The 13,316-nt window shown below is 60.7% G+C and carries 11 protein-coding genes; 5 read left to right on the top strand and 6 right to left on the bottom strand.

Going from position 1 to position 13,316, the window contains the following annotated elements; all coding sequences use genetic code 11:
* Window positions 1–91: 91 nt before the first annotated feature.
* The 4 genes from KR767_RS09995 to KR767_RS10010 all read right to left on the bottom strand — a co-directional run bounded on the left by KR767_RS09995 (window position 92) and on the right by KR767_RS10010 (window position 4,319).
* Complete coding sequence (locus tag KR767_RS09995) at window positions 92–1,876, bottom strand: XVIPCD domain-containing protein (protein ID WP_250879005.1); 1,785 nt, start codon at window positions 1,874–1,876, stop codon at window positions 92–94.
* 17 nt (window positions 1,877–1,893) lie between these two features.
* Window positions 1,894–2,397 carry a hypothetical protein gene (locus KR767_RS10000; RefSeq protein ID WP_250879006.1) on the bottom strand — a complete coding sequence of 168 codons (504 nt, stop codon included), beginning with the start codon at window positions 2,395–2,397 and terminating at the stop codon, window positions 1,894–1,896.
* A 431-nt stretch (window positions 2,398–2,828) separates the two neighbouring features.
* Window positions 2,829–3,668, bottom strand: a complete 840-nt coding sequence (locus tag KR767_RS10005) for a DUF4189 domain-containing protein (RefSeq protein ID WP_250879007.1) — start codon at window positions 3,666–3,668, stop codon at window positions 2,829–2,831.
* 21 nt (window positions 3,669–3,689) lie between these two features.
* The gene (locus KR767_RS10010) at window positions 3,690–4,319 is read right to left on the bottom strand and encodes a hypothetical protein (protein WP_250879008.1); all 630 of its coding nucleotides are present in this window, start codon (window positions 4,317–4,319) and stop codon (window positions 3,690–3,692) included.
* Window positions 4,320–5,119: 800 nt separating this feature from the next.
* Here KR767_RS10010 and KR767_RS10015 point away from each other — a divergent pair.
* The 3 genes from KR767_RS10015 to KR767_RS10025 all read left to right on the top strand — a co-directional run bounded on the left by KR767_RS10015 (window position 5,120) and on the right by KR767_RS10025 (window position 8,939).
* The gene (locus KR767_RS10015) at window positions 5,120–5,407 is read left to right on the top strand and encodes a S1 domain-containing protein (protein ID WP_250879009.1); all 288 of its coding nucleotides are present in this window, start codon (window positions 5,120–5,122) and stop codon (window positions 5,405–5,407) included.
* A gap of 241 nt (window positions 5,408–5,648) precedes the next feature.
* A complete protein-coding gene (locus KR767_RS10020) occupies window positions 5,649–7,043 on the top strand; it encodes a DNA-3-methyladenine glycosylase 2 (protein ID WP_250879010.1) in 1,395 nt (464 codons plus the stop codon).
* A 351-nt stretch (window positions 7,044–7,394) separates the two neighbouring features.
* A complete protein-coding gene (locus tag KR767_RS10025) occupies window positions 7,395–8,939 on the top strand; it encodes a Fic family protein (RefSeq protein ID WP_250879011.1) in 1,545 nt (514 codons plus the stop codon).
* A 124-nt stretch (window positions 8,940–9,063) separates the two neighbouring features.
* On the opposite strand, the gene KR767_RS10030 is transcribed toward KR767_RS10025, so the two are convergent.
* Together KR767_RS10030 and KR767_RS10035 are read right to left on the bottom strand one after the other, a co-directional pair.
* Complete coding sequence (locus KR767_RS10030; protein ID WP_250879012.1) at window positions 9,064–9,900, bottom strand: isocitrate lyase/PEP mutase family protein; 837 nt, start codon at window positions 9,898–9,900, stop codon at window positions 9,064–9,066.
* A gap of 173 nt (window positions 9,901–10,073) precedes the next feature.
* Complete coding sequence (locus KR767_RS10035) at window positions 10,074–11,330, bottom strand: SGNH/GDSL hydrolase family protein (protein ID WP_425602748.1); 1,257 nt, start codon at window positions 11,328–11,330, stop codon at window positions 10,074–10,076.
* A 126-nt stretch (window positions 11,331–11,456) separates the two neighbouring features.
* On the opposite strand from KR767_RS10035, the gene KR767_RS10040 reads away from it, so the two are divergent.
* A complete protein-coding gene (locus KR767_RS10040; protein WP_250879014.1) occupies window positions 11,457–12,380 on the top strand; it encodes a LysR family transcriptional regulator in 924 nt (307 codons plus the stop codon).
* A 515-nt stretch (window positions 12,381–12,895) separates the two neighbouring features.
* Window positions 12,896–13,315 (top strand): hypothetical protein, encoded by a 420-nt coding sequence (locus tag KR767_RS10045; protein WP_250879015.1) that lies wholly within the window; start codon window positions 12,896–12,898, stop codon window positions 13,313–13,315.
* The last annotated feature ends 1 nt before the right edge of the window (window position 13,316 follow it).

Genomic DNA, 13,316 nt, shown 5'->3' on the forward strand with positions numbered 1-13,316 from the left:
CCCACTCTGGCAAGCTCTAGGGGAGGCAGCGCGATTCTGGTGCTCAAACCGGAGGCGACGCGCGAGGCCCGCCCCTCCATGTGACAGAGCACTACATGCCGTAACCGCCGTGGCTCATGACTGGACCTTGCGATTCGGTCTGTTGCTGCGTCACCTGCTGGCTTTGCACCTGCTGCTGGGCTTGTGTCTGCTCGAACTGCTGCATGGCCTGCGGCCATTTGGCGCCGCTTTGTTCCATCGGCGTCATCGCTTCAGCCGTTGGTACGCTGGTGCGCAGGTCAAACAGGTGGTCGGTGCGCCCCGGCGGCGTTTGCACGCCCCAGAGTCGCTGCCCATCGGTGGACAAGGCCATCTGGTCGATGCGCTGCAAACCATCCGTTCGGGCTTGTACGGCCGCGGCAGAGGCCAACTGGTCGGTGTGCGCATCAGGGGTACGGCCCATGCTGTGGTCGATCGCCACGACATGGCCGCGCGCCTGCTGAAACAGGGCATGGTCCGGGTGCGCCGGGTCATCCAACCGCTGCGGGGCCACCGGCACATGCTGATATTGATGCGGCCCGTCGGCCGTGTGGTCGAACGTGTGTGGGGTGGCCGGCTGCGTGCTGCTGTCCAAATACGGGATGGATTGTTTGGATGGCGCGAGATTGAGCCCGGCCTTTTCCATCATGTCTTCGTAAAGCCCGGCGTGGGCCATGTTGATCTGAATCTGTGGTGCCGGATCCCTGCCGTGTGCAGCAGCCCGCTCCTCGGCGCCGATGGTTGAGACGGCCCAGCCGGCGTAATAGTTGGGATAGTCCTCCACCCCGCCGTGCGCCAAGGCCATCGAATTGCGCGTATCTCCCGATTGGCGATGCGCCGCCGTGGGCCGGTCAAAATAGTTGTGTCCCATGGCGGCCACATTGCCTGGCGTATGGGGCATGATCAAATCGGCATTGAGCTGAACATTGGCATGGGCGACGAACCCCGCCCCATGCGGTTCGATGAAGTCGGCGGTGCGCGCCGGCAACGCATTGGCCATGTCGGTCAGCGAGATGCGGCCCTGGTCGTGCTGGACGCGGCTTTGCAGCGCGTTCCATCCGGCAATTTGCGCGCTGGCTTCATCTTCTCGGCCCGACTGGATGTGCCGCTCAACAAGTGCCGTGTAGTCGTGGACGGGTTCCGGCGTGGCCGCCAATGCGCGCACATCATGAACAAACGCGGTCCGTGCCTGCGCAGCGGCCTGCGCGTTGAACCCATGCTGGACTTCATGCCCGATGACGAAGGTCAAATCATGCGGATTATAGGTGCCCGGGCTGCGCGCACCTCGGGTCATCAGTGATTCGCTGACCAGGTTCATAGCGTGGTCGGGGGCGTTGAAGCTTCCTCCCACGCCCGCATCCGGCGCGGTGAATGCGAAGGATTCGAGAATGCGGTGGGACGGTTGAAGTGGGTCGGTCGTTGTGGCGGCTCGCTTGATTTCTTCAGCCAAGACTGGCGAGTTGTTGAGCGTGCCCTGCAAGTTATTGAGCATGTCCGGGGTGACCGCTTGGCTCGCGCCCGCGGTGTCGGTGTAGCTCTTGGCGCCAAACTCCGTGACCATCGCTTGCACGCGCAGGACGGCGCCTACGTCAGGATGTGGCCCAGAGAACGCTGAGCTTGGCAAGGTCATCGTGCCGGCGGTGCGGTCGTAGTCGCCCACGGGGCGATCGGGCGCACCCGCCGCAGCCAGTGCAAAGCCGCGCAGCGCACCGCCTGCCGCCTGCGTATCCAGGCGCTGGCTCACATCGGGGTCGGCGGACAACGCAGCGCGCAGGGCCGACACGTCGGCCGGGCTCACACCGGGCTGTTGGGCAAACTGCTGAACGGCCGCATCGAGGGCCGGATGGGGCGTTGCCATGGGCAATCCTTATTCAGTCAGTGACCGTCGCTGGTCTGAATGGCCAGCACGCAGGCGGTGCCATTGATGTCGGTGCCATCCCGCGGAGTCAGGGTCAACACCACATCGTTCTTGCTGAATTCGACGGCCAGGATGCTGCCGATTTCGGAGGGCACCGGTCGCTCAACCCAGCCGTGGGCGGTCAGCGTGCTGCGCAGCCGGTCCAGGGGCAATGCACAGACCGGCGTGGCGTCGGCCGTGCGGTCCGGATGGTCGAACCAGAAACGAAAGCCATTCTTCATCGATGGCCGGGCATCGGACTGCTGCACCCAGTAGGTCCAGCCGCGACCGATATCGGGGCTGTGGTAGACCGACCAGCCCGCACCATTTTCGGAGTCTGGGCCAAGGCTCACTCCGAAGGCCCGTCCGAGCGACTCGGGCTTCAGCGTAGTCGTGCTGTTCAGGGTCGACAGAAAGGCCAACAGGTGGTCGGCGGCCACGCGCGCCCCGGGCAACGCGTGGGCTTCGAGGGATGACACCATAGATTGGTCCTTAACGGGAGAGGAGGGCGCCGGCTTGGTTACGGCCGCGCGCGGCATCGCGGGATGCGCGGGCGTAGCGCACGCGACCAACAGGATTGCGCCAAGGTTGGCCAGCACGGCGGCGGGACGCATCATCGGGTGGTCATCCATGGCTCCTTGAGTCATGCCGCACGGTTACGGCCGAGGGTCATCTTAGCGAAGCGTCAGGGTGGCCGTACTACCACCCGTACTCGTTTTCGGTGAAGGACTGAGCAGCCTACGGCGGGTCCTTGCCGGACAATCGCAAGCGCCCGGTTGCCAGCCGCAGACCTTTGGTGCTGCGCCGGGACCGTGAAGTCTGCCCTGGATTGCACTGGGTACGGAGTGCGCTGGTAGCCTTTCATTCGATTTGACGTCTGTAGATTTTGTGCCCGCTTGGCTGGTCTCCGTCGTCATATGCCCTTGCTGCAATCCGTGCGGACTTCCTTGCACGCATAGCCACCCGCTGATTCGCAGGTGGCTATTGCCCGTGCAGCCGCTCCCTTCTCATCATCCGTATCGGGAGTGGTCCCACCATACGAGTGACCTGATACATCCTTTACCAATGAGATGCAGCCGTCTCCTTGCTGGACGAGAACGGTGCAATCATCATTTGTGCATTCATCTTTAAGGGCTTCCCATGCGGCTCGTTCATTGGGGCTGCGGTGGACAAAGAAAAATTTTCCAGTGCTTTTTTTGACAATAATGGTGTTGAAGAAGACGGGAACGGACCATCGGGCATCCATGTCCTTCGCCAGACCCGAGGGCGGGAAAGGAAGCGTCTCTTTTCGCTCATCTCCGCGTCCGGCAACGACCGTGCTACGGGTTGCGCTTGTGACGCGCCACACGCCATTCTGACGATTGAGTTCGATGACGGTAGACGATGGTTTCTCGCCACTATCGAACTGGTCAATATGGATGTGACCCGGGGTGACCTTTACGTGCCTGGGGCGGAATGGATCGTCATGGAACTGGCTGCATAAAGAACAAGCAATGAGTTTTTCGCTGGTGAAGTTCTTCTGGAAAACACCATTCTTCTTGCCGAAGGTCATCAGGACGCGATTGCGAATCCCTGCTTTATCGGGGCTTCCTTCAAAAATGGCTACTGCGTCTGCATCGGATTGATCGCCGCTTGATACGAACGCGATAAGACGACTGCCTTTAGGTGCGGCTGAATCGATTTCCACCGGCACAGTCGCGGTTGAAGAGGCGAAGATTAGCGTGGGCAAAATCAGGGTCGCGGCAAGAACCAAGGTTGATCTCCGTGGCATGTCTTAGGGGGCTGACGCGTCGGTACTCGTGATGTCTTCCGGGTGCGCGATAAATGGCTTGATGTCATCACGGTTGTTCATTAACAGATACTCGCCGGTTACCACGATGCTTCCGTCGACCTTCGCGAAGTGTTCGGGTTCTTCGCCAACCCATGCTGATACAGCTCCATGGACTCCCGGAACTCTCACTGGCGATACGCTATCGATGTGACCATCCGCGCGATTCAGCGTCACCACTGAGATGAACGTCTGGGAGAGCGAGGCTTGAGACGTCGTTTCGGACTGAACAAGTGCATAGACCTTCTGCCCATCTCCCAGGCAGTGAGTGGCCTGATTCTGATACCAGTCTTTCCTTAGCGGAATAGGCGCGGCCCACTGAATGGCGTGCGTTCTTGTGTCTTCGACATAAACATGGGCTCGTCCATTCATGCCATCGTCGTCAGTTGCAGTACCTGCTACACATTGCAAACCAGAGCCGATATCTCTGCTGGCATTCTTATGAAAGTGCTTTGGTAGACCAGCGGCTAGCGGCGATCCGGACATTCCGAGCATCAGAAAGGCTCCGCTTGCTAGTGAAAGCACAGCGGTGGGTATACGAGGGCGATAAGCAAGAAGCGATATGGAGAAAGCCACCCGGAGCTCCTTTAGAAATGATTCGCCAGCGTAGTCAGCTCACCATGCCTGTTTCGCTGATGCGAATGATTCTGCGGAAGATAAGATAGCCCAGGCGGGCCAGGAAGCCGTTGGCTCCATTCTCCCTTGGCGCCCTGGGTTCTTCTGGTGCTTGGGCCAGGTCGATGACTGTCTGAACGTTCTTGCCGAAAGCGTGCGGATGAGGCTACGTATCGATGTATACCGTCGCGCGGCCGAAGAGAAAAAAACACAACGATCAGTTGCAAATCTCTCGCACACCTACAGACATTACAGAATCAATCTGATACGTTTCATCCCGTTGCCTGTGGATCGGATGCGAAGAAGAAGCACAGGCAACCACGCTCACCCCATGGGTGATAAGCGCAGCCGCCCGGGTGCTGTAACACCCGAACGGCCACTTCCTCAACCTCGCATAGAAGGCTGAAGCAATGTCGAAGTCTACGTCATTCCCGTGTCCACCGCTTGGACGCGGCATTCCCCCTGACGACCATCGCCCGGCCCGGAGTCCTTCCGGACGCAGCTGACGCGCCTCGGCGCTCCGGCGATCTCCTGCTTGTGTTTGCCTTGCCGTTGCCATCCGGCGCGTTGCCGTATGGGCGGATGGGGTCGCCTGATGCCGATTCACTGCGCTGAGCCGGTCGCTTCCCGATAGGGGAGGCACGGGAGCCAGCGCTTGTCACCCGAGCGATGAGGGGTGCGTCGAGAGGCGTACTCCGGGGTGTGGCACGGCTGCAAACGTGCCGCACCTCGGGTCCGGGCGCCCCCGGGGAGATATCTCAATGAATATACCGAACGACCTGGGCAGGCTGGGCGAAGGCAGTTATGTCCTCGACCCGCAAGCTGGCCTGGATGCTCTGCTGGACGATGCAGCCGAATGGCTTGCGTATGCGGAAGGCATCAATGAAGTGCTTGCGGAGTGTTTTGTCGATCTGGATGTGCCGAATCGCCGGCATCTGATTCGGTTGCTGGGTGCGAGTACCTTGTTGACGCGTATGAGCGAGCAATGTGTGGCGCAGGCGAAGGTGAGGCTTATATGGGATGCGCAGGTTGCATTGGGGGCGCAGTGATGCAGGTCATTGTGGTTGTGGTGTTTGGGGGTGCGTTTTTGCTTGCCATGAACGACATCGTCCCCCTGTAGGAGCGCGCCTTGCGCGCGACCGGTTCAGCGCGAAAACCGGTCGCGCGCAGGCGCGCTCCTACAGGGCTTTCGAATACCGGGTACGTCGCGACTATTGCGTCGGGCTGTGGCGCGCGTAGTGTATGGGGCTGTTTACGCCTTTTCCCGCGACCATGACCACGGAGCACACCATGCACTGGGACCGAAAGGCCGCCCGCAAGGGCGACCTCGATGGCCAATTCCTCATGGGTTCGCTTTCGGCGGGCACATACAATCTGCCATCCTGCACCGTGCCCATGCGTCGCAAGGATGATCTGGTGACCTTCGCCTCGGAGGCGCAGGCCAAGGCTGCCGGCCTCAAGGCCTGCAAGGTGTGCAAGCCTGATCGCTACTACGCGACACACGGCAACGGGCTCGGCGAATACCACCAGCTCGCCGCACTTCTGGCGCAGAGGCCGGCATCTGTCGTGAATGGCGCGGCCCTGGCCGAAGTGATCGGAGCCACGCCTGAGCGACTGGAAGTGCTGGTGGGCGATCATGCGCATCTGACGGCCGCCGAATGGCTGGATCGCGAACGCTCGCGGTTCGCGGCACGAGCGCTCATTGGCGCAGGTACTTCCGTGTCGGCAGCAGGCGTCGCCGCCGGCTTCGCTGATGAAGCCGTTTACAAAAGCGTGTTCAGCGCACACATGGCCATGTCTCCGGAGAACTACCGCAAGCTTGGGAGCAAGCAGGGATTCACACTCCAGTTGCCGGCGGACTACCAGACCGCCTATGTACTGGCCTACCAGGGACGTGACCCGGAAGGGATCGCCGAGCGCAGCGACGATAGCCGGGTGTGGAAAGCGCTGTCGACTCCCGATGGCCCGGTGGTGATGGAAATTCATCTACAGCGCGGCGCGGCCAGAATCACGGTAGAAGGCAAGCGGCCGGTTGGGCCGGAAAGCATGGCCAAGCTGCACCGTGATGCACTCAAGATCCTCGGCCTGGGCACGGACATCAGCCGGTTCGAGGCCGCCCATCCCGAGTTGGTGGGCATGCGCCGCGGCCTGCGTGTCACCCTCATACCCAGTGCGTTCGATGCGCTGGCGTGGGCCATCATGGGTCAGCAGATCAACGTGAGTTTCGCGGGTAGCCTGCGACGCGATCTCATCTTGCTGGCAGGGGAAAAAGTCGGCGATATGTACGTCCATCCCACGCCGGAACGCGTGGCCGGGCTGGATGCGGCCGACCTGACGAGCCGCCGCTTTTCCCGCTCCAAGACAAAGTATCTACTGGACGTCGCCCAATCCATTGCAGCCGGCGAGTTGGACATCGAAGGTCTCGTCGATGGATCGGCGGTGGATGCGGAAGCCGCACTCACGGCCCAGCACGGCGTCGGCGTCTGGACCGCGCGGTATGTCTTGATGCGTACGGGATTCGGCGATGCGGCGCCGGTAGGGGATAGCGGTCTGGCAACGGCCCTGCATCGGCTGCATCAGATGCCCGAACGCCCGGATGCCACCGGCACCGCCCGCTTGATGGCCCGGTATTCGCCGTGGCGAAGCCTGGCGAGCATGCACTTGTGGGCATCCCTGAGCGCGTAGTTCGGCCAGCGGGTAGGCCGTGCCCATGGTTCACCCCGGACAACATCGCCGTGATGCGAAGAGACTTCGACAATCCGGGCGTGTCCCGGGCGCGGCCGAACCGATCGACGACGGCGGTCAGCGGCGCAATCAGCCGCCCGGCCCTGGGGACAAGTCGTTGGTGGGCCGCCGCTGGGCTTCTTAGGCGTTCCGGTTTTTCGACGTATTTTAGCGTTTTTTCATGAATATTCGATTTTTTTAGCGTTTTAGGGTGATGGTTAACGTTTTGAAGAGATTCGGTGCTTGATAACGTTTTGGTATACGATTGCCTGAAAATTAGCATTTTTGAGATCTGGTTAAAGGATTTCCACCATGCAGGTCGGCTTCAAGGCGCTCGCCGTGCAGTACGGCATTTCACCGGTACAACCCCTGCGCGTCGACTCCACGATCGGCGCAAGCCGCATGAGCCGCGACATCGGGGGGCAGGTCGAGAATCGCTATCCCGCGGCGTACCGCCCAAGCGATGATTTTGCCGGTCATTTCGAGTTCGGCCTCAAGTACGAAGATATCCATCTGGAATTCTTTGCACGCTTGTTCGCCGTGGTTGGCCCTCAGCCGATCGAGGCCTGGTGCAGGAAGGAGCCTTTCGGTCAGTACGCCCGCCGCACGGGTTTCTTCTACGAGTGGCTGACCGGTCATGCATTGGATGTTCCGGACGTAACGAACGGCGGCTACGTCGACGCCCTGCCAGCAGATCAGTATCTGGTTCGCACAGAGTCTGTGCGCGCGCGCCGCTGGCGCATCAACAACAACCTGCCCGGAACAAGGGAATTCTGTGCCGTGGTTCGCCGCACACCGGTTGTTCAGGAGGCACTGCAATTCAATCTCGGCGCCGAGTTGAATGAGTTGGACCGTACCTACGGCGCCGATGTTCTCATGCGCGCCGCCAGTTGGTTGACCTTCAAGGAATCACGCGCGAGCTTTCTGATTGAGAAAGAAGCTGATCAGGCAGATCGCATCCAGCGATTTGCGCACGTCATCGCCCAGCATTGCGGCCATATCAAAGATCCACTGAGCAACGAAAGCCTGCATACGTTGCAAGCAGGGATCCTGGGTCATGAAGCATTCGGGCTCGGCTTGCGGCGCTCCCCCGTCTTCGTAGGCCAGGCCACGATGCGGGAAAATATCGTGCACTACATAGCACCGCATTTCGACGACGTTGCATCGATGCTTGAGGGCCTGGCTGTGTTCGAGCAGGTAACGAAAGGAGCCGAATCACTGGCGCGCGCCGCTGTGCTCGCGTTCGGATTTGTTTACATTCACCCGATGCGCGATGGCAACGGGCGGCTCCATCGGTTCCTGATCAACGACACACTGGTTCGCGACAAGGCGTTGCCAGATGGAGTGATTCTACCGGTGTCCGCCACCATCACCAGCTCTGCCGCGTTCCGCTCGGGCTACGATAGCGCACTGGAAGTATTCTCCCGTCCGTTCATGCGGCGGTATGGGACGTCCTATCGTTTTGGTGAGCTAGTTACCTATGAAGACGGCACGCCGAGTAATTTCATCTTCGATGACTATGGCGATGCGCGATCTGCATGGCGATATCCTGACCTGACCGAGCATGTGCAATATACCGCTCGCCTCGTTGCACACACGGTTCGGTCAGAGATGGCCGAGGAAGCCAGGGTGTTGATGGTTTTTCAGCGAGCAATGGAGAACCTCAAGGAGGTTGCTGAGATGCCCGATCAAGATGCTCATCGCATCATCCGTTCGGTGAAGGAGAATGGATGGATGTTCTCAGGGAAGCTAAGAAAGCAGTATCCAAAGCTCGGAGACGAACGTCGAGCTGCCCGGATACTGGAAGCCATCCGATCTGCATTTGAAGCTGACGGGATCGACGAGCTGGGCGAGTAGCGGCCTGCTTCCCCGCGAATGACGATCGTGTGACCTTCCCTGGCCGAAGAAGCAGATGTCTTAAAAAATCGATGGCCACTGGGATGCTGCTCAACGTACCCATTTCTACGAAAATAGGCGGGGCTCAGGCTTCAGGTGCGGCCGTAAGCAGCTTCACCAGTTCGCCGAAACTCGCACCCTCGGCACCCTTCGCAAGGTCACCGGCCTTCAGCTGTTCCATCGCCCGGCGCAGGTCGCCAAGCATGCGCATGTAGAGCGATGCACCCATGCTTACGCGCTTTACGCCTGCGGCCTGTAGCTCGGCCAGTGGAACCGTGCCTGCCATCGTGCCGACTACCAGGTTAACTGGCTTGGGCGCTACGGCCTTCACGATAGCCACCACATGACTCATGTCCGACGGATACGGGGCGTAAAGGACATCGGCGCCGACGTCGGCAAAAGCGGTGAGGCGGCGGATCGTGTCGTCGAGGTCGGGACGACCATGGAGATAATTGTCCGTGCGACCCGTAAGTACGATCTTCCCTTTGGCTACCTTGGCTACCTTGGCTGCGGCAGCGACGCGGGCCACGGCCTCATCGAAATCGCGGATGGGTTTGCCGGGGTTCCCCGAGGTGTCTTCGATGCCAATGCCGGCAAGGCCGGCATCGATCGCCGCCTTCACGGTGGCGGCCACGTCATCGGGTGTGTCGCCGTAGCCGTCCTCGAAATCACCATTGACGGGCAGTCCCGTGATCCGGGTCAGTAGCTGCGCGTGAGCCAGGTGTTCTTCACGGCTGACGGTGTGGCGGCCGTCGACACGTCCCAGGGATGCGGCAAGCGCCGCAGAGGACGTGCCGAGCGATTCAAAGCCGGCCTCCTTCATGAATAGCGCGGAGCCGCCGTCCCATGCATTGGGCATGACAAAGGCATTCGGGCGCTGGTGCAGGGCCAGGAAGCGTTCGTAAAGATCGTGCTGGGACATGGCGTCATCCTTCGGGGGCCGGGTGAAGCTAAGGCTACCCGAGATTGCCCACGACCAATGGATTTACCCGGCTCTTGTAGGAGCGCGCCTTGCGCGCGACCCGTGCAGCGCGAAAAGCGGTCGCGCGCAGGCGCGCTCCTACAGGGAGTGGTCGTCCGGGAGGTATTGTCTCGCTACGGGCGGGGGGGTAAGAGCGCATCCAGGATCACGGCATCGGCCATCACACGATTACCCTCGTCACCCGGGTGCAGATGGTCGCCCGAGTCATAAGACACCGCCAGACGTTTCGGGTGCCCCGGGTCGCGCAGCACCGCATCGAAATCCACCACGGCATCGAACGTGCCACTCTCACGAATCCACGCATTGACCTGCTGGCGCAATGCGTCCTTGTCCGCCTGGTAATAATCGCTCAGTGGCGTATCCGGCAACGCCCCTTCGAACGGTGTCAGGGTGGCTCCCATCACGCGCAGGCCCCGGGCATGGGCCTGCTCCACCAGCTGCCTGTATGTGCTGGTCAACGTGGTTAGCGTGGGGCGCCGGTCGGTGCGGGCGAATGCCGTCCCCGGCCACGCGATATCATTGATGCCGATCAGGACGATGATGCTCTTGATCCCGGGTTGCGCCAGTACGTCGCGGTCGAGTCTCGCCAGCACATTCACGCCCATGCCGTCGGATAGCAGGCGGCCACCGGAAATCCCTGTATTGATGACAGCCACACCATGCGGTGTAAGCCGCGCGGCCAGATAGTCCGGCCAGCGGTGGTCGGTGTCGAGGCTGGCCGTTGCACCATCGGTAATCGAGTCGCCGATGATCGCGATCGTCGATGCAGTGGCAGTGCCATCGACCTGGATGCCGCTCAGCAGTAGCCGTGCGGTCGTCGTGATGGCGTGAGGTGTGGTCTTGTCGAAGGCTCTGGCTTTTGTCTGGTCGCCCGCGACGATCCAGCTCGTCTGCCGGCCATCCCAGTGGAAAGTGCGTACGGGAGTGGATGCGGGGAGATACGTATTGACGACAATACGGGCAAGCGACGGAACGCGCATGTTCACCGCATCGCTGATAAGCGACGCGCCCGGCGGAATGCTGGCGGTGATGTTTCCGCCGAAGGTTACCGGCTTCGGAGCTGCCGGAGCGTCACCTTGCGGTTCCCGTGCGACGGTAACGGGCCCGAGTATGAGCGGCTCGGTGCCGTAGGCATTGGAGAACACCAGCCGCATCCGTTCGCCGCCCAGGCTTATTCGCGCCGTCTGGTGCACGGTCTGGTCGTGCAGGATGGCGGGAACATTCGTGGGAAACAGGAAGTCGGCGGCCCACACGGGCTGTGGACTGGCATGCCACGTGGCCACCCAGGCGTGAGGCGATGCCGGCAGGCTGTCTGCCGCCGAAGCGGTGGCCGTCACGAGGGTCGAGGTAGCGAGAAGCACCCGTTGCAGCGAAGAGCGTGGGTGGGACATGGATGGGGTCTCAATCAAAAGATGATCCATGGTGCAGCGCAGGTTGGCTCTGGAATAGACTGGCCGCCGGAACAGCATTTGTGAAATGAATTCATCGGGGGCGTCATGGCAGGCACGGATATCAACCGCATCCGGGAGCTGGAAGTGTTCGTGCGCGTCGTGGAGCTGGGAGGCTTCTCGGCGGCTGCCCGGGTGTCCGGCATGACCCCGTCGGCGGTGAGCAAGCTGGTCACGCGGCTGGAGCAGCGCCTGGGCTCACGCCTGTTGAACCGGTCGACGCGACAGGTGCTGCTGACGTCCGAGGGCTGTGCGTTCTACGAGCGTGGCGTTCGTGTGCTGGCCGATCTCGACGAGGCGGAGCGTTGCGCGGGGGCACAGCAGGTGCCACGCGGTCGCCTGCGGGTGAATGCCAATGTGCCCTTCGGTCATCACTTCCTGCTGCCGCTCATCCCTGATTTCCTGGCGCGTTATCCGGACATTGCTCTGGACATCGTGCTGACCGATGAGGTCGTCGATATTCTTGAGCAGCGCACCGATGTGGCCGTACGTGCCGGGCCGCTCAAAAGCTCCAATCTCATCGCAAGGCGACTAGGCGTCACCCGGATGGTGGTGGTGGGCTCACCAGATTATCTGGCGCAACACGGCAGGCCCACGACGCTGGATGAGCTGCATGGCCATAACCGCTTGTCCGCGACGTACGCACGCGTGCAATCCGGGTGGCCGTTCCGGGAGATGGGTACGGATATCGTCATTTCGCCCACGGGTAGCGTGCAGGCGAGTGACGGCGAAGCGCTGCGTCGGTTGGCGGTGGCAGGGGTTGGTCTTGCCCGAATGGCGGCGTTTCAGGTCCGCGACGACATGGCGGCCGGGCGGCTTGAAGCGGTGCTTGAAGATCACAATCCCGGAGACCTGGAAGAAATACACGCGGTGTATGTGGGGCAGGGTGGACATCTTCCCCTGCGAGTGCGCGCGTTTCTGGATTTCCTGGCGGAGCAGGTGAATATCGAAAACGCTCCCCCGCTCGTGTAGGAGCGCGCCTTGCGCGCGACCAGCGGAGCGATGAGAGCGGATCTCATCCGCGATGGATGCTCGCAAAAGCGCCTATCGCTCCGTTGTGCTGAGCCGGATAAGTTGGTCGATATGATCCATTTTCTTGCGCTTAAATCGAATGATATTTCGATACTCAAGGGGCGCTTAGTGATGTGCTGCCATAACGGCAGTAAATTTCGAATTTGTCAGTGAAGGCTTACACAAAGCTCAGCTGACACCTACGCGGTATGTCTCTTAATCTCATCACGCCGCATGCCGTGTCGCATGTGATGCCGAGATCGGCATCCATGAAGCACGGCATCGCAGGCGAGGTATGCAATCGGGGGGAGTGGGGCCGTATTGCACGACGAAACCAGAGAGGGCGGCAGCTGTCCGTCCTTCGTTCTGCTGGGAAGGGGCTGTGATCAATCACGTTTCGTTGACGCGGCCCTGCAGGGCCGTTACCGAGTACCCCACAAGCACCTGTCATTTAGTCGATCAAAAGGCCACTTATAATGAACGTCGTTATCAGCGGAGGTTTTCTTCCTGATCTTCCTCGGATCGTTGGTGTCATTGGCGTATCTGTGACAGATTTTGACTGGCATATCGCCAATGTCGAAGCAGCGCCCTGGGACGCCGGATCAGGGCAGGGATGGTTCAGTGGCGACGAATTGGCGAGCCGATTCGCTAACGATCCAGTCGACATCTACTGGGGAGTTTTCGACGCATTTCCAGCTGGTATGCGACCGAATATCGAAGTACAACCCTGGGCAGACGGAAATGCATCTGTCTGGGATGCCGATGCCAGACCTCAGATTGCCGGAGCAAAGTTTGAGATCGTTTACTGGGATAGCGGTGACGTTATCCTAATTGGGTTGACCGAAGGTCAGGCCGCTTCGGTGACGAACGTATTCTCCGATGCACGCATAGGCTGAT

This window comes from Luteibacter anthropi (assembly GCF_023699965.1).
GTDB lineage: Bacteria > Pseudomonadota > Gammaproteobacteria > Xanthomonadales > Rhodanobacteraceae > Luteibacter > Luteibacter anthropi.